Consider the following 17,251-nt stretch of genomic DNA (forward strand, 5'->3'; position numbering starts at 1 on the left):
AGATGAATACTTATACACAGCCTGATAAAACTGGACATTTTGGAGCATATGGAGGCCGTTTCGTTCCAGAAACTTTAATGGCGGCTATTACAGAGCTTGAAGAAGTATATGAACAATCTAAAAAAGATCCTGAATTTCAAAAGCAGTTAAGCTATTACCTGAAACAATATATCGGGCGGGAAACACCTCTTTATTTTGCTGAGAACTTAACGAGACTAGCAGGTGGTGCAGATATTTACCTGAAGCGTGAGGACTTGAATCATACTGGAGCCCACAAAATAAATAATACGATCGGTCAGGCTTTGCTGACTCGGAAAATGGGCAAGAAAAAAGTGATTGCCGAAACGGGTGCAGGACAGCATGGGGTTGCAACGGCAACTGTATGTGCTTTGCTGAAGTTGGAATGCATCATCTTTATGGGAGAAGAAGATATCAGGAGACAGAAATTGAATGTGTTCCGGATGGAACTTTTGGGAGCCAAGGTCATATCTGTATCACAGGGAAGCGGGACACTGAAGGATGCAGTGAATGAGGCATTACGATATTGGGTAGCAAATGTGGATGACACCCATTATATAATGGGATCTGTTCTTGGACCTCATCCATTCCCCGTTATTGTACGTGATTTTCAAAGCGTGATAGGGAATGAAACGAAGCGTCAGTATTCGGAGACGGTTCATTCCCTTCCGGATGCAGTAGTCGCATGCATAGGTGGTGGCAGTAATGCAATGGGGATGTTCTATCCCTTCATTGAGGATGAATCCGTAAAATTATATGGAGTGGAAGCGGCAGGTCATGGACTGGAAACACCATTACATGCTTCAAGTTTGACGAAGGGAAAACCTGGGGTGCTCCACGGTGCATTCATGTATGTATTGCAGAACGAAGACGGTCAGATCCAGGAGGCACATTCAATTTCAGCAGGGTTGGATTATCCAGGGGTAGGACCTGAACATAGTTACCTAAAAGATATCAACAGGGTGGAATATACTTCCGTTACCGATGATGAAGCATTGAAAGCCCTTGTGTTGCTTTCAAGGGAGGAAGGGATCATCCCTGCTTTGGAAAGTTCACATGCCATTTCCTTCGGTTTAAAACTTGCTAAAGAAATGGAGAAAGGAACAGGACTGGTGATTTGCCTGTCTGGCCGTGGTGATAAGGATGTAGAAACGGTCCAATCATTAATAGGGGGTAATGAACATGAATAAATTAACAAAAGCGCTTGAAGAGTGTCTAACAAAGCGGGAAAAAGCATTCATTCCTTATATTATGGCAGGTGATGGCGGTCTTGAACGGTTAAAGACTCAGCTTCTTTTCCTTGAAGAAAGTGGGGCAACTGCTGTTGAATTAGGTATACCATTCTCTGACCCTGTCGCTGATGGACCGGTTATCCAACAGGCGGGCATCCGTTCTTTGGAGAATGGAACAACTTTAAAAGATGTCCTGAAAAAAGTTAAGGAAATCCAAGATGATGTTAACATACCAATTATTTTAATGGGATATTCGAATTCAATCCTTGCATATGGACTTAAAGAGTTTACGGATGATTGTCTTCAAGCAGGCATTTCCGGGTGCATCATCCCCGATTTACCGATTGAGGAAGAAGCCATCTTTTCATCTATCAAAACTGCAGGGATCATGCTTATCCGACTTGTGACACTCACGTCTTCGAAAGACCGTATCACTGAGATCACCGCAGGGGCAGAGGGCTTTATCTACGCAGTTACAGTCAAAGGCATTACAGGTGCCCGTGATGCTTTTGGGGAAGAGCTCGGGGGCTATTTAAAGAAGGTGAAAGAGCTAAGTCCCGTTCCCGTTCTTGCTGGGTTCGGCATATCGACGCCAGAACATGTTCGTGATGCGATGCAATACTGCGATGGAGTCATTGTCGGCAGTAAAATCATCGAATGCTTTGAAACTGGTAAAGAAGAACAAATTAGTGACTTGATACAAGCTAGCAAAGGATTGGTGCGAAAATAAAGGAAAGGAGAGCCTTCAAGGCTCTCCTTTTTCTAACCAGTTTATTGTGCATCCGATAATTCAATCCGAATACGGATCAAATGGCCGAAAGAGAAAAAACGTCATAACCTTCAAGCACGATTATCCAACGAACTTGACGCATTCCAGTGCGAATTCAAAAAGTTTCTTTCCGACTGTCACAATAAACCGTTTTGAAACCACAACTTCGGTATCAATCGAAAAGGCGGAATTCGAAATGAAAAATGAACTCATACGAAACAAGATGTTTAAGGTTGGCAAATTGACGGTCACGGTAAGAAGCAATGAACCAAGTGAAGAAGCGGTTGAAGATTTCAATTCGTGAATAAATAAAAAGGCATATGAAAAAGCGTCCGAACCCGTTCAACAATAGCGGGCGGAACGCATTTTTTATTTATACGATAATTTATATAATGGAATAAGAGTTTCAAACGTTTCTTTGGCAACGTTCAAGAATGCGTTTCCGTCCGTCAAGATAGGGTCGTTTGCGGGAATGTGTCGTCCAAGAAGGAATTCAGCTTTCTTGACGTCCCGAAAACGTTCAAGCGATTCTTTCAAGTCAATTTCCTTCATTGATATTGCGTCCTTCTTCATATGATCAAGCGAAACAACGAAATCATTCGGAACGGTCGTTTTGATTTCCTTCATATTCTTCAAGAAATTCTTTGCGATTTGCTCTTTGTTCGGCAATTCGTAAATGAACGCAAGCCATATGAATACATGATCGTCAAATAATCCAATCTGAAAATGCGGGTGTTGTTTGTATCCACGTTTATTCGCCGCTATCGCAAGCCATGTATCTTTCGGGGCGTTCACACTTCTTCGGGCGTGTCTTGCAATATGCAAAAACATTTCGTTCCCAAGATTCAAGGAAAGGTCGTCCGTCAACGTTTGCCCGATCGATTGGAACTTCGGTTGAATCCGTTCTTGAATTGCCTTCATTCTTCCGTCAAGACCTTCTATATTAAATGTGTCAAAATCGTTCTTTGTGAATCCTTCAAATTGCATTACATAAAAACTCCTTCTTCAAGTTTATATTATTTTAGGTAGGGGTAAATAAAAATCAAGCAAGGACGAACTATTGAAGATAGATTTTGCGGACAACCCATGTATCATTAGGAGGGTTAACTGTCCGTCTAGCATGCTTTTCGACGTGAGGGTGCATTTCATCGCCCGTCATCACTGACAGTTGTGGGGAAAAATGTTCTCCAAGAGCTTGAAGTTTGGGCTGGATACGTTCTTTTAAAGCATCCACGGGGTTCCAATCCATCAATTTTAAAGACACCAAAATCATCAGCTGTAAAACCTGCAATATTCATTTTCATCTCTCCTACCGTAATATCTGCACATATTGTAGCATAAGTAAAAGTAAAATTTAAAAAATACGATTTGGATTGGTCCTGAAAAAATTCCTTATGGGTTAAAGCACAAATTAGTTGCTATTTGTGGTAGGAAGTCATATGATAAAATAAAATAAATTCAGAAAATTACGTTAATTGATGAAGGGAGAATGTTAATTATGAAACAAGTCATGAACCAAGCATTAAAAGCTAAAGAAGTTGAAAGACATAGAGCTGCAGTGTTAAGAATGGAAATGGACTATGAATTAGCAACCCTTTTTGAAGCAATTGGTGAAGAGAATGACCAAAAGAGGTCACAATGCAAGCAAAGGCTTGAACGCATCCGGTTGGAATTGTTAAAACTGAAAGCCTTGTAAAAAATGATTGGCTGCAGAGATCTTGAAGGAGATTGAATAAAAGAAATGAATCAATTTCAATACAAGGAATTTTATTATAGATGAACGGACACTTATTTTAATAAAAAATATGTGTCCGTTTTTCATTAAATTCCCCAATATATATGAGGCGGAATTTTATTATCAAGCATCGTTGAGTCGGATTCCTTTAATAAGGAAAGGAACCGTTCAAGTCAAGGTAATTTGAAGGGATTCGTGCCGGCTTACCCATGATCGGGAAATCGTATTATGAATTAAACCTTAATTACTGATACGTTTAAAAAAATGGAAAAATTAAGATGTGAAAAACTTGAAGGTAAGCTATATTTGCTTTAATCTTTAGAAGAGGATCATTTTAATGTAGTTTCTGATCATAAAGGACGGGGATATTATAATGGCATCGGTTAAGGAAATGGATACATATGCGAAGTTATGGATGAAAGAGGCGGGTACGAGGCTAAGGGCGTCCTTTACAACCAAGTTGAATATTGAAATGAAAACGAATCCCAATGATTTGGTTACTAATATGGATAAGGGGATAGAAAAGTTTTTTTGTGAAAAAATCGGCGAAGTCTTTCCAGAACACCGGATTTTTGGGGAAGAGGGAATGGGCAATGATATTAAAGACCTAAAAGGAACGGTATGGATCATTGATCCGATTGATGGAACTTTGAATTTCATTCATCAACAGCGGAATTTCGCAATTTCCCTTGGGGTTTATGTGGATGGCATCGGAAAAATTGGCATGATTTATGATGTCGTTAGTGATGAATTATATCATGCGATTAAGGGGCAGGGAGCTTTCATGAATGATCAAAGGCTCCCATCTCTTGAAGAGGCATCGGTAAGCAAAGCGATCGTTTCCATTAATGCAAGCTGGGTAACGGAAAACCGTAGGATTGATCCGAGTCTTCTGGCACCGCTAGTCCGGGATGCAAGAGGGACCCGTTCTTATGGCTCGGCAGCATTGGAGCTTGCATTCGTGGCAGCTGGAAGGATTGATGCATACATAACCATGAGACTCATGCCCTGGGACTTTGCCGGAGGAGTTTTACTGGTTGAGGAAGTGGGCGGGGAAGTTAGTAATATCAAAGGTGACAAATTGGATTTTTTAGAGGGTGACTCACTCTTCGTTTCTAAACCTGGGCTGCACAAAGAAATATTCGATAAATACTTATCAGGTACTTCCAGCCATTAGAACCTGGTTAAAGACGGTGGCAAGCCGAAAGGGAATTTCGAAATGTCCATGGCATGACCGAAGTCTTGGTGAAAATGGAATAAAATACTCACTTTGAAATAATTAACAAAAAAACTCGCTGTCTGTCAGCGAGTTTTTTATATTATAACTTCCCTGCTTCACGCAATTTCTTCTTTTGAGTGAAACCGAACCCCATAACTCCGCAAAGAACAACGATTGCAGCCAATATTCCAATCCAGCTTTTTTCAGCAATGAAGATGCCAATGGAGCCAATGCTGGATGTTGCCAATAACGCTAATATTAAGAAATTCCATTTAATATTCATTAATATCACCCCTAATATATCTATTGTACATAATTTCTGTATTTGTTTCTAGTATGTTTGTGATATAATATGTAAGTTAATACTAGTGATACGTTATACACAAACTTTTTTAGGAGTGAATTTTTTGAAATTAAGAGAAAATATTCGTAATATAGCCATCATTGCCCACGTTGACCATGGTAAAACAACTTTAGTGGATCAGTTGCTTAAGCAATCTGGTACATTTCGTGAAAATGAACATGTAGAAGAACGTGCGATGGATTCTAATGCTATTGAAAAAGAACGCGGAATTACGATTCTTGCGAAAAATACAGCAGTTCAATACCAAGATACAAGAATCAATATTTTGGATACACCTGGTCATGCCGACTTTGGTGGTGAAGTAGAACGGATCATGAAAATGGTTGATGGTGTTTTACTTGTTGTTGATGCATATGAAGGATGTATGCCGCAAACTCGTTTCGTGTTGAAAAAAGCATTGGAACAAAAAATCACGCCAATCGTTGTCGTGAATAAAATTGATAAAGACTCTGCCCGTCCAAACGAAGTTGTGGACGAAGTAATTGACTTATTCATCGAACTTGGAGCTGAAGAAGAACAATTAGAATTCCCTGTTGTCTTTACTTCAGGTATTGCTGGTACAGCAAGCTTGGATTCAGATCCTACGAAACAAGAAAAAGACATGACCCCATTATTCGAAACAATCGTTGAAACGATCCCTGCACCAATTGATAACACTGATGAACCACTTCAATTCCAAGTGGCTTTACTTGATTACAATGATTATGTAGGTCGTATTGGTGTTGGCCGTGTATTCCGTGGGAAAATGCATGTAGGTCAACAAGTTTCATTAATGAAACTTGATGGATCGGTTAAGCAATTCCGTGTAACGAAAATCTTTGGTTATATTGGCTTGAAAAAAGTTGAAATCCAAGAAGCTGTTGCCGGTGATTTAATTGCTGTTTCTGGTATGGAAGATATTAACGTTGGGGAAACAGTTTGTCCTATTGAACATCCTGATGCCCTTCCAATTCTACGTATCGATGAGCCAACATTACAAATGACTTTCCTTGTAAATAACAGCCCATTCGCAGGCCGTGAAGGTAAATTCGTAACAGCTCGTAAAATTGAAGAGCGTTTGAAAAGCCAATTGCAAACTGATGTTAGCTTAAGAGTTGAAAATACAGATTCTCCAGATGTCTGGGTTGTTTCAGGTCGTGGAGAGCTTCACCTTTCTATCTTAATTGAAAACATGAGACGTGAAGGTTATGAACTGCAAGTTTCTAAACCTGAAGTTATCGTACGTTTGATTGATGGAGTGCGTTGTGAGCCAGTTGAACGTGTTCAAATTGATGTACCTGAAGAGCACACTGGTTCTATCATGGAATCCATGGGAGCTCGTAAAGGCGAATTGTTAGATATGATTAATAGCGGAAGTGGTCAAGTTCGTTTACTATTCACGATCCCAGCTCGTGGACTTATTGGTTATTCTACTGAGTTCTTAACAATTACACGTGGTTATGGTATCATGAACCACTCATTTGACAGCTACCAACCAATGGCCCAAGGTCAAGTCGGTGGAAGACGTCAAGGTGTACTTGTATCAATGGAATCTGGAAAAACTACACAATATGGTACGATGCAAGTAGAAGACCGCGGTGTCATTTTCATTGAGCCAGGTACGGATATTTATGAAGGTATGATTGTCGGAGAACATAACCGTGATAGCGATTTGACTGTTAATATCGTAAAAGCGAAACAAATGACAAATATGCGTTCAGCTAATAAAGACCAAACTTCTTCAATGAAAAAACCAAGAATTATGTCCCTTGAAGAAGCTCTGGAATATTTGAACGATGACGAGTACTGTGAAGTAACTCCGGAATCAATCCGTCTTCGTAAAAAAATTCTTGATAAAAACGAGCGTGAAAGAGCAGCTAAAAGAAAAAAAGTTGCTGTTGAAGAAAAATAAATAGCAAGAGGAGGAGAAAAGATTGGATATCCAAGAGCGATTATCATTTTTTGCAGCATTGTACAGAGTGGATGAAAATCCTGAAGCAGGAATGTGGTATTTATATTTGACGATCTTTGGATTATGCATCCTTGTCTATCAGTTAGGTTTTGCCAAAAAGTTACCTTTGCTAAAAAATGTGGTCATTTATGCGGTAATGGCACTTGGATGTACCCTTCTTTCTTTCTTTGCGGTGTTTCTTCCCATGGGGGAAGCATTAATCATCGCTTCACTTGTTCTTGGGATTTATAGATTCCGTCTTCACAATTCGAGAAAAGAAGAACAGGCTTAAGATGATGAAATCATTACAGGATGCTTTATACAATTGGTTGACAATCAAAGTTGTCTGTGATGCAAGGCCTGATGATACAGCTGCACGCGATACAGAAATGTTTTTCATGCAGATGTTGAAAGATGATCATCAGGTAATCATCGATTCGGTTTCAAAAACAGAACCTTTTTATTTCGTCGAGTATCTAATGGGAGATGAAATGAAAAAACAACGTTTTCCGATTGAATTGATTGATATCATGTTAGACCAAATTCAGCTTGAGCCTGATAAGTATAAAAATATCGAGTGATGATAAAAAGAACCGTGCGATATCCGCACGGTTCTTTTTATATTGCTTTAGGGAGGAACAGTCCGTAAAAAAGGTGTAATAGTGACCACAAAAAGAAAGCTGTCAAATCAGAAGGAAGGACAACTTCTGTTTTAGACAGCGCCGATAATGGAAAGTAAAGCATGATGGCAGGAATTATCGTGAAAAAGGCAAGTGTATATTTGTTCCATTCCCTGAAAATTTTCAAAGGATAAAGGATATAAACGTAACTAAACGTAATTGCCAGTGAGAAAAGAAGATGGAAAAAGAACAACGATGCCTCATTCCAAGAAACAGCTCCGATTACAGGAAGGAAATCCACATTCAATAAAAGCTTGTACACTTGTTTACCAGAAAACATTTCGACCCACTTCATTGTCAATCCAAGCATGATTCCATTGGTGAGGCCAATCAGAGAAACTTTATAAAATATTCTACCATTCATCTTCATTTTTGATTGTCCGGTAAAGACGGAAGTTTCCGGTTGCAATCCGTTCGTTCGTACGCTCTTCTATGCGTTGATTACATGTATTGCACATATAGGTATGTATAGGACGGTTGCGAAGTTTCTTAGCTTCTGGGCTATCGTCGGGGATCGATTCAATTTGATCGCATATTACACATTTAACCTTCATATTATTTGAACCTCACTTCAATTTGAATATGCTTTTAAGTATACCAATATTTTTATGGTAAAACGAGGATAAAGTGAAACTAACAATTGAACGTTAACACTATCGGGTTCATGGCGGGTATAGAGAAAAACCCGAAGATTCACTTCGGGTTGCTAAAAATTCATTCTTTATAGTGATTGGATTGATCATTTTGCTCTTCATCAAGTTCTTTTCTTTCCGTTTTATCATCAAGTTTATTTTTTTCCCTTTCAATGGTCTTTGATGGCGTTGGGGTTAAAATATCACCAGGTACCTCAGGAATGACTCGACTTGTGATGTCAGCCAGTTCATTCAGTATCCCTGTTACAGGTTTACCGTCTTTAATATCCTTGGCTACCTCCCTGATCCGTTCATTTAAATCCGGGTCAGCGACGACGATGGCATTTGCACCGTTAGGATCGTGTTTTAAAGTTTCTCCAACTGAGTACTTAATTGTTCCTACCTGTGAACGCTCAATATCTTGGTCAATATCTATTCCGACTATGGCGTATTTGCCAAGTACGACTGCGGTGGCATCGTTAACCTCCGGAATGGAATTAGCCAAACCTGTGAGTCTTGAAGCTGTTTGCTGACCTGTAGTTCTGTCTGCTTCCTTAATGGTCGAGTTATTGACTTTCGTTATATTGTTCTTACCATTATTTTCAGACGCTTCATTATTATTATCCATTGTGCAACCTGTCATCAATAGAACAGCAGCGATTGACAAAACGATTTTTTGCAATGTACAACCTCCTTAATGTTTTTCATTAGTTACAGCCTGTCCACACCGACTAAGTCTGATGCATATAAGTATAAAATGCAGCGCATCATGGTGTACTCCATGTTGGGTATAGCATTCTTAGCTGGAAGTTTTCTTTATAGTCTGTAAATGTTCTTCTATCTTTATGCAAAGGAACATATATTTTATCAACAGTCTCGTCCGCTACATAACTGCTGAGTGTAGTAAATGGTAAGGCATATCCTAAAGAGCAGGCAGGAGGCGTCATATTGGGGAAAAAAATCTATGTTTTAGATACGAATGTCCTGTTGCAGGATCCGTATTCGATTTATTCATTCGAAGATAATGAAGTTGTCATTCCGGCAGTCGTATTAGAAGAATTGGATTCGAAAAAAAGGTATATGGATGAAATTGGAAGGAATGCCAGGCAAGTATCGAAATTGATCGACAACTTTCGGGAAAAAGGGAAGCTTCATCAAAGCATTCCGCTTCATAATGGAGGCAGCTTACGGATTGAACTTAATCACCGTTCATTTCATAAGCTTCAGGAAATTTTTGTGGAGAAAACGAACGATAACAGGATATTGGCAGTCGCAAAAAATTTATCTTTGGAAGAAGAGACGAAGGAAGATGGAAAAACGGTCATTTTGGTTAGTAAAGATACACTCGTCAGGGTTAAAGCTGATGCAATCGGTCTTGAGGCAGAGGACTTTTTAAATGATCGTGTCGTAGAAATGGATCATATATACGCTGGGCATAAAGAAGTGTTTGTATCGATTGATAATCTTAATAAGTTTTACGAAAAAAGTTTTTTGGGACTTGAAGAACTGACAAAAGACTCATATTATCCAAATCAATTCCTGTTGATGAAGGACACGCTGGGCAGTTCAGCTTCTGCGATTGGGATTGTGGATGAGAACTGCAGGTTCGTTAAGAAATTGATGTACGAAGGGGAACATATTTGGGGAATTAAACCGAGAAACGTCCAGCAGACGATGGCACTTGATTTGTTGCTTCGTTCGGATATTCAGCTTGTGACACTTATTGGTAAGGCAGGGACAGGTAAGACTTTATTGGCTTTGGCAACAGGATTAATGCAAACTGAAGATTTGTCACAATATAAGAAACTTCTGGTTGCCAGGCCCATTGTGCCGGTTGGTAAAGATATTGGTTATCTGCCAGGGGAAAAAGAAGAAAAATTAAGACCATGGATGCAGCCTATATTTGATAATCTCCAATTTTTGTTCAATACGAAAAAACCTGGGGAATTGGATGCCATCTTAGCAGGCATGAGTTCGATCGAAGTGGAAGCCCTGACCTATATCAGGGGAAGGAGCATCCCAGATCAGTTCATAATCATCGATGAAGCGCAAAATTTAACAAAACATGAGGTTAAGACCATATTGACGAGAGTCGGGGAGCGGAGCAAAATTGTATTAATGGGAGATCCGGAGCAAATAGATCATCCTTATTTAGATGAATATAATAATGGCTTGACCTATGTGGTGGAAAAATTCAAGACCGAGCGTATTGCCGGCCATGTTAAGTTGATAAAAGGGGAAAGATCTGGATTGGCCCAACTCGCTGCTACGCTTTTATAATACAATCGGCAAGGGATGACCCTTGCCGATTGTTATAAAGTTCTATGGACTAAGTCTTATTTAACAGTGAAAGACCTTACATTTTTTATCGGATCATTGATGTTGGAAGCATCACCGAAGTAAATTTCCATGGGGCCGCCCTCGGATACTTTAAGCGGCTTTCCATCCTTGGAAAAGCCCAGGAAAAATTCAAGTGCCGCTTCCAACGGGAATGTAAGTTCCTTATCATCGGTTGTGACGATCACTTCCGTTACCCCGCTTTCAGGTTCGGCATTTCTTAAAAAAGGTTCAAAAGGAATGCCGAAAGTCCCTTCGAGCAATCTTTGCTTCTCGAACTTTCGTTCCGTTTTTAATGTGGGTGGCATGGTTGCGCCTTCCTGTATTTCTTTTTGCCAATGTTTGGAGGCGGCAATCGTATATTCTTCTAATTCATTGACTTGGACTCTTTCAGCGTGGAAATATGTATCGATTTCAACTTTACGGTCATCAAAAATCCATACTCCAGGATCTAGTGTAATTGGATATTTCACTTTTCCGTTAATAAATACGATGGGTTCCAAATATCTCATTCCTTTCTGTTGCTCTTTAATAATTATAATCAATTATAATTGAAATGTCACATCTTCAAGAAGGTGAACAATTTTAATGGCTGGTATAATCAGTAGAGAGGTGATTGTGTTATCTCAAGGGCAAATTGTTTGTCAATGTCCTTGCTTTTTCACAAAACAAAAGGTAGAATTTAAAGATAAGATTTAATCGCTCTGAGCGGGGGGATTTAACATGGCATCTGATATGCTTGTCAATCATCGAGAAAAAGCTTATGCTTTATTAAAAGCAGATGCTGACAAGATTCTAAAACTGATAAAAGTTCAAATGGAAAATCTCACTATGCCTCAATGTCCTTTATATGAAGAGGTACTTGATACACAAATGTTCGGCCTATCACGAGAAATTGATTTTGCCGTACGCTTGGGCTTGGTAGAGGAAACCGAGGGCAAATCCCTTTTGGAAACCCTTGAACAGGAATTGTCAGTTTTGCATGAAGCATCATTAAAAAAATAATAAATAAAACATACTAACTCAAACAAATCTCGATGATTGTTTGAGTTTTTTATTTATATAAATCATTTTTCGATAGTGTTATACTATATTCGAATGTGACATACTAATTGAACATGCAGAAGCTCAATGGAGTTTTTTTATTTTCGAATTTTCAATGGAAAATCCCTTCAAATCTAGCATTTTAAGGACTGGTGGGAAATATGCCTTGCTGAATTAACATTGGATTCGTTAGGCGGAAAAAAGTGCGAATTCCTTGTTTTTACATGGGAATATACTTAATTTTTTATTTTTTTATTGTATTCAGTTTATTTTAGTATTATGGTTATATTAAATGTATGTTAAATCCAACTGTTTACTTTTTGATAATATATTATAATAACTAAATTTTCTTTTGCTAATGGTAAGGATTCTTTTTTTGTATTTATGGTAGGTAAAAAACGAAAACATGAAAATATATCGAAATAATTACATCAGCAATAAAAAGAGCCTTATCAGGTCGGTCTCCTTATTCTGGGGAAATAAACTTATGAATAAAAAGTGGTGAATCTATCACGCTTTTTTTCTATATATTCAATAAAAATACATATTGATTAGGGTGGTAGCAATGGGGAAACGTATAGAAAAAGTACTTGCGGCAAATCGTGGAGAAATAGCGATACGGATTTTTCGGGCATGCACGGAATTAGATATTCATACAGTTGCAATCTATTCAAAGGAAGATTATGGTTCTTATCACCGATATAAAGCGGATGAGGCATATTTGGTCGGGGAAGGCAAAAAACCGATTGATGCATACCTGGATATTGAAGGCATAATAGCGATTGCCAAAATGAGCGGAGTCGATGCGATTCATCCCGGTTATGGTTTCCTTTCTGAAAATATTGATTTTGCGAAACGTTGTGAGGAAGAAGGAATCATCTTCATCGGACCAGAATCCAGACACCTAGATATGTTTGGTGACAAAGTGAAAGCTAGAACCCAAGCTGAACTAGCTAATATCCCGGTCATCCCTGGTAGCGAGGGACCGGTGACCAGTGTTGAAGAAGTCAGGGAATTTGGTGAAAAATACGGTTTTCCAATTATTATAAAAGCATCTTTAGGCGGCGGCGGCCGTGGAATGCGAATTGTCGGAAAAACCGAAGAAGTTGAAGAGGCTTATGATCGCGCAAAATCAGAAGCTAAAGCGGCTTTTGGCAATGATGAAGTCTATGTGGAGAGATTCATACAAAATCCAAAGCATATCGAAGTTCAGATATTGGCTGATACTCATGGGAATATCGTCCATCTATACGAACGTGACTGTTCCGTTCAGAGACGGCATCAAAAAGTTGTGGAAGTGGCACCTTCCGTTTCCCTTTCAGAAGATTTAAGGGAAAGAATTTGTGAGGCAGCAGTCAAGTTGGCGAAAAATATTGATTATGTAAATGCTGGAACGGTCGAGTTCCTGGTGGCAAATGGAGAATTTTACTTTATTGAAGTCAATCCACGGGTGCAGGTTGAGCATACCATTACTGAAATGATTACAGGCATTGATATCGTTCAATCTCAAATCATGATAGCCGAAGGGCATGAGCTACATGGCAAAAAAATCGGGATTCCCGAACAAGCAGGAATTAAGACGCATGGATATGCGATTCAATCACGGGTGACGACTGAGGACCCATTGAATAATTTCATGCCTGATACCGGGAAAATGATGGTATACCGTTCCGGTGGAGGATTTGGTGTCCGTCTGGACGCTGGGAATGGGTTCCAAGGTGCGGTTATCACACCGTATTATGATTCCCTTCTCGTTAAACTTTCTACTCATGCTCTTTCATTTGAGCAGGCAGCTTCTAAAATGGTTCGTAACCTTAAGGAATTCAGGATTCGAGGAATTAAAACAAATATCCCCTTCCTTGAAAATGTTGTTAAACATGAGAATTTCATAAATGGGGAATACGATACATCATTCATTGATTCAACACCGGAATTATTTAGCTTCCCAATCAGAAAAGACCGTGGGACAAAAATGCTTTCATATATCGGAAATGTAACCGTGAATGGTTTCCCGGGAGTCGAGAAAAAGAAAAAACCTGTTTTCGATCCAGCTCCAATTCCTAATGTTGGTGGCCTGCCGCTTATTTCGGGTACAAAAAATATACTTGAACAGCAAGGTGCAGAAGGACTGGTCAATTGGATTAAAGAACAGAAAGAAGTATTGATCACAGATACGACTTTCCGTGATGCACATCAATCTTTACTTGCGACGAGAATTAGATCGAAAGATATCCTTGATATCGCTGAACCTACAGCAAAACTCCTTCCTGATTTATTTTCAATGGAAATGTGGGGCGGGGCAACTTTCGATGTGGCTTATCGTTTCTTGAAAGAAGATCCATGGGACAGGCTGTTAAGTTTCAGGAAAAAAGCACCGAATGTCCTTTTACAAATGCTATTAAGGGCTTCAAATGCAGTTGGTTATAAAAATTACCCTGATAATGTCATTCGTGAATTCGTAGAAAAATCAGCGGATGCCGGCATTGATGTTTTCCGGATCTTCGATAGTTTAAACTGGGTTAAAGGGATGGAAGTGGCTATAGATTCAGTCCGTCAATCCGGGAAAATTGCGGAAGCGGCCATTTGTTATACCGGGGATTTGAATGATCCGTCACGCAGCAAATATAATATCGAATACTATAAAAAAATGGCGGTGGAATTAGAACATGCCGGTGCCCATATTTTAGCGATCAAGGATATGGCTGGCCTCTTGAAACCGGATGCTGCTTACCGTCTTGTGTCAGAACTGAAAGCAACGACGTCCCTTCCGATCCATCTCCATACTCATGATACAAGTGGAAATGGGATTTACATGTATTCAAAAGCGATTGAAGCTGGTGTGGATATCGTTGATACGGCGATTGGGTCTTTAGCTGGCCTGACTTCACAGCCAAGTGTACAAACACTTCATTATGCACTGGAGGGGTCAAGCAGACAACCTAAATTGGAAGTCGATTCACTAGAGCGTTTAGGAGAATACTGGGGAGAGGTCAGGAAATTCTATCATGACTTCGAAAGTGGCATGAACGCTCCTCATACCGAAGTTTACAAACACGAGATGCCTGGCGGTCAATATAGTAATCTACAGCAGCAAGCTAAAGCTGTGGGGCTGGGAGACCGCTGGCATGAAGTGAAAGAAATGTACCAGCGCGTCAATGCGATGTTCGGTGATATCGTAAAAGTGACGCCTTCATCCAAAGTCGTTGGGGACATGGCTTTATTCATGGTGCAAAATAACCTGTCTGAAGAAGATGTCCTGACAAAAGGAAAAACCATCGATTTTCCTGATTCAGTCATAGAGTTATTCGAAGGCTATCTGGGTCAGCCAGTTGGTGGATTCCCGAAAGAGCTTCAGGAAGTTATTCTGAAAGGGAAAAAACCTATAACGGTAAGACCGGGTGAATTATTGGAAGAAGTGGACTTTGCTGCTCTTAAAGAAGAATTATTCAAGGAATTGGGACGGCCTGTCACTGATTTCGATGTGCTTGCATATGCCCTATATCCAAAAGTATTCTTGGATTACAATAAAACAATTGAGCTGTTTGGAGATGTTTCCAACCTTGATACCGCGACTTTCTTATATGGCATGAGGCTAGGTGAAGAAATCGAAGTTGAAATTGAAAAGGGAAAAACGCTCATCGTTAAACTAGTTTCAATCGGCCAACCTTTGGCTGATGGAACACGGGTTGTGTATTTTGAGTTGAATGGTCAATCACGTGAAGTGATCATCAAGGATGAAAACATTAAATCTTCCGTTATATCAAAAATGAAAGCTGATCCTAAAAATAAAGAACAAATCGGTGCGACAATGCCAGGTACCGTTATTCGTGTAGTCGTCGAGAAAGGCGATCAGGTCAAACAGGGTGATCACCTGATCATAACGGAAGCGATGAAAATGGAAACTACCGTACAAGCGCCATTCTCCGGGACCATTAAAGACATCTATGTAAATGATGGAGAAGCGATCAGTACTGGTGATTTATTGATTGAAATAACTAAGTAATATCGCTGACTGTGGCCTTGTGAACGATTTGGGGTATGTTGGGTATGCTTGAGGTTTCAAGCTGCCCTGTAGCCTCTTTTAGGCGATGTACGTTCATTGAATTTCTCCTTAAGGTAAAACAAAAACCACCATTCTCCAGAATGGTGGTTTTTGTTTTACCTTATTATCTTATTTGCTTGAACAATCAGACATTAACGGGCGGGTATCGTTGGTGTTATATCATGTTCATCCTGTCCTTTGACTGTGTGGGCAGAGTTCCCTTTTTGCTTGGCTAGGGCATTTTTTTTACTTCTTGATGTCAGTAGCATCAAATAACTCAGTACACCAAAAAAGCAGGCAATGAATAAAGCGTGTGCCAATGCGATATACAAGTTCTGCCTAGAGAAAATTATAAAGGCTCCAGCGATAACCTGTAAAAAAACGAGAATGAATGCAGCAATCCAACCGCCATATAACACTTTTTGATTCTTGTAATATTTTTTTGCAATATAAGCAACGTATGATACCCAAATGAAAATAGCGCCAGCCATTGCACGGTGCCCCATCTGCACCCATTCATAAAGGTTGGAGGGAAGCGCAAGGCTATCATTTACACATAAAGGCCAATCCTTACAGATTAGACTGGATTCTGTATGCCTTACAAGAGCACCCGTATATACGACTACCAGACAAAAAATCAATACGCCAATAATATGGAATTTCATTCGTTTGTCAACTATGAGTTTCTCGGCTTCGAACTTCTTGTCGACTTCAAAAATCAATAGTGTCAGTAAAAAGACGGAAGCAAAGGAAATGAGTGATATCCCAAAATGAAGGGCCAGGACGAAATCAGATTGTGACCAAAGAACGGCAGCGGCTCCAATCAACCCCTGTAGTAACAGAAAACCAAAAGAAAGGACGGATAAGAAACGTGCTTCACGGATATGGCCGATTTTTCGCCAAGACAAATACGATAAAATTAAAACCAAGAATCCTCCAGCACCTGAAACGAGTCGATGGGAAAGCTCAATGACCAATTCAAACGTGATTTTGTCCGGAATCAATTGGCCGTTGCATAATGGCCAGGACCTTCCGCATCCCATGCCGGAATCCGTCTTCGTGACTAAAGCTCCACCCAGTAAGATGAAAAGCATTACAATCGTAGTTAAAACAGCAAACCATTTAAGAGACGATTTCACTAGTAGTCCCACCTTTTTCTCTGTAGCAAATTAGGGTTGTTCCATAAAATTAATAATAGCATAGGATTTTTCATAAATATTTGTCGAACTTCCTCGATATTACACAAAAT

18 protein-coding genes and 1 pseudogene are annotated in these 17,251 nt (G+C 39.6%); 11 read left to right on the forward strand and 8 right to left on the reverse strand.

Features of this window, described 5'->3' with window-relative positions; genetic code table 11:
- Positions 1 to 2: 2 nt before the first annotated feature.
- The 3 genes from trpB to QUF78_RS08290 are packed head-to-tail and all read left to right on the forward strand — an operon-like array spanning position 3 to position 2,323.
- Entirely contained in the window at positions 3 to 1,208 is a 1,206-nt protein-coding gene (gene trpB / locus QUF78_RS08280) for a tryptophan synthase subunit beta (protein WP_289317275.1), read from the forward strand.
- Positions 1,201 to 1,980 carry a tryptophan synthase subunit alpha gene (trpA, locus tag QUF78_RS08285; protein WP_289324292.1) on the forward strand — a complete coding sequence of 260 codons (780 nt, stop codon included), beginning with the start codon at positions 1,201 to 1,203 and terminating at the stop codon, positions 1,978 to 1,980. The genes trpB and trpA overlap by 8 nt, the downstream gene beginning before the upstream one ends.
- 46 nt (positions 1,981 to 2,026) lie before the next feature.
- A complete protein-coding gene (locus QUF78_RS08290; protein ID WP_289324293.1) occupies positions 2,027 to 2,323 on the forward strand; it encodes a hypothetical protein in 297 nt (98 codons plus the stop codon).
- A 65-nt stretch (positions 2,324 to 2,388) separates the two neighbouring features.
- Here QUF78_RS08290 and QUF78_RS08295 read toward each other — a convergent pair whose 3' ends face one another.
- A complete protein-coding gene (locus QUF78_RS08295; protein WP_289317273.1) occupies positions 2,389 to 3,006 on the reverse strand; it encodes a YktB family protein in 618 nt (205 codons plus the stop codon).
- A 94-nt stretch (positions 3,007 to 3,100) separates the two neighbouring features.
- Positions 3,101 to 3,317: pseudogene (locus tag QUF78_RS08300) on the reverse strand (DUF1054 family protein); the annotation flags it as partial.
- Between the two features lie 200 nt (positions 3,318 to 3,517).
- Here QUF78_RS08300 and QUF78_RS08305 point away from each other — a divergent pair.
- Positions 3,518 to 3,715 (forward strand): hypothetical protein, encoded by a 198-nt coding sequence (locus tag QUF78_RS08305; RefSeq protein WP_034314018.1) that lies wholly within the window; start codon positions 3,518 to 3,520, stop codon positions 3,713 to 3,715.
- Positions 3,716 to 4,127: 412 nt separating this feature from the next.
- Positions 4,128 to 4,931 (forward strand): inositol monophosphatase family protein, encoded by an 804-nt coding sequence (locus QUF78_RS08310; protein WP_289324294.1) that lies wholly within the window; start codon positions 4,128 to 4,130, stop codon positions 4,929 to 4,931.
- Positions 4,932 to 5,073: 142 nt separating this feature from the next.
- Here QUF78_RS08310 and QUF78_RS08315 read toward each other — a convergent pair whose 3' ends face one another.
- Positions 5,074 to 5,256, reverse strand: coding sequence for a YlaF family protein (locus QUF78_RS08315; RefSeq protein WP_289324295.1), 183 nt, complete (start codon positions 5,254 to 5,256; stop codon positions 5,074 to 5,076).
- A 124-nt stretch (positions 5,257 to 5,380) separates the two neighbouring features.
- Here QUF78_RS08315 and typA point away from each other — a divergent pair, with 124 nt between their 5' ends.
- From typA to QUF78_RS08330, 3 genes are read left to right on the forward strand one after another with little or no spacing between them, the layout of a single operon-like run.
- A complete protein-coding gene (typA, locus tag QUF78_RS08320; RefSeq protein ID WP_289324296.1) occupies positions 5,381 to 7,228 on the forward strand; it encodes a translational GTPase TypA in 1,848 nt (615 codons plus the stop codon).
- Positions 7,229 to 7,250: 22 nt separating this feature from the next.
- A complete protein-coding gene (locus tag QUF78_RS08325) occupies positions 7,251 to 7,559 on the forward strand; it encodes a YlaH-like family protein (RefSeq protein WP_289317269.1) in 309 nt (102 codons plus the stop codon).
- Between the two features lie 4 nt (positions 7,560 to 7,563).
- A complete protein-coding gene (locus QUF78_RS08330; protein ID WP_289317268.1) occupies positions 7,564 to 7,848 on the forward strand; it encodes a hypothetical protein in 285 nt (94 codons plus the stop codon).
- Positions 7,849 to 7,885: 37 nt separating this feature from the next.
- Here the strand turns inward: QUF78_RS08330 and QUF78_RS08335 are convergent, their stop codons facing one another.
- From QUF78_RS08335 to QUF78_RS08345, 3 genes are all read right to left on the reverse strand, one after another.
- Complete coding sequence (locus QUF78_RS08335) at positions 7,886 to 8,311, reverse strand: hypothetical protein (protein WP_289324297.1); 426 nt, start codon at positions 8,309 to 8,311, stop codon at positions 7,886 to 7,888.
- The gene (locus QUF78_RS08340; protein WP_072272690.1) at positions 8,301 to 8,501 is read right to left on the reverse strand and encodes a YlaI family protein; all 201 of its coding nucleotides are present in this window, start codon (positions 8,499 to 8,501) and stop codon (positions 8,301 to 8,303) included. Before QUF78_RS08340 ends, QUF78_RS08335 begins: the two co-directional genes overlap by 11 nt.
- A 160-nt stretch (positions 8,502 to 8,661) precedes the next feature.
- Positions 8,662 to 9,261, reverse strand: a complete 600-nt coding sequence (locus QUF78_RS08345; protein ID WP_289324298.1) for a YhcN/YlaJ family sporulation lipoprotein — start codon at positions 9,259 to 9,261, stop codon at positions 8,662 to 8,664.
- Between the two features lie 266 nt (positions 9,262 to 9,527).
- Here QUF78_RS08345 and QUF78_RS08350 point away from each other — a divergent pair, with 266 nt between their 5' ends.
- Entirely contained in the window at positions 9,528 to 10,859 is a 1,332-nt protein-coding gene (locus tag QUF78_RS08350; RefSeq protein ID WP_289324299.1) for a PhoH family protein, read from the forward strand.
- A 56-nt stretch (positions 10,860 to 10,915) separates the two neighbouring features.
- On the opposite strand, the gene QUF78_RS08355 is transcribed toward QUF78_RS08350, so the two are convergent.
- Entirely contained in the window at positions 10,916 to 11,419 is a 504-nt protein-coding gene (locus tag QUF78_RS08355) for a peptidyl-prolyl cis-trans isomerase (RefSeq protein WP_289324300.1), read from the reverse strand.
- A gap of 220 nt (positions 11,420 to 11,639) precedes the next feature.
- Between QUF78_RS08355 and QUF78_RS08360 the strand changes: the two genes are divergently transcribed.
- Both QUF78_RS08360 and pyc read left to right on the forward strand, forming a co-directional pair.
- Positions 11,640 to 11,921 carry an Fpa/YlaN family protein gene (locus tag QUF78_RS08360; protein WP_034313996.1) on the forward strand — a complete coding sequence of 94 codons (282 nt, stop codon included), beginning with the start codon at positions 11,640 to 11,642 and terminating at the stop codon, positions 11,919 to 11,921.
- 604 nt (positions 11,922 to 12,525) lie between these two features.
- A complete protein-coding gene (gene pyc / locus QUF78_RS08365) occupies positions 12,526 to 15,963 on the forward strand; it encodes a pyruvate carboxylase (RefSeq protein ID WP_289324301.1) in 3,438 nt (1,145 codons plus the stop codon).
- A 191-nt stretch (positions 15,964 to 16,154) separates the two neighbouring features.
- Here pyc and QUF78_RS08370 read toward each other — a convergent pair whose 3' ends face one another.
- Positions 16,155 to 17,141 carry a COX15/CtaA family protein gene (locus QUF78_RS08370; RefSeq protein ID WP_289324302.1) on the reverse strand — a complete coding sequence of 329 codons (987 nt, stop codon included), beginning with the start codon at positions 17,139 to 17,141 and terminating at the stop codon, positions 16,155 to 16,157.
- Between the last annotated feature and the right edge of the window lie 110 nt (positions 17,142 to 17,251).

The organism is Peribacillus sp. ACCC06369 (assembly GCF_030348945.1).
Lineage (GTDB): Bacteria > Bacillota > Bacilli > Bacillales > DSM-1321 > Peribacillus.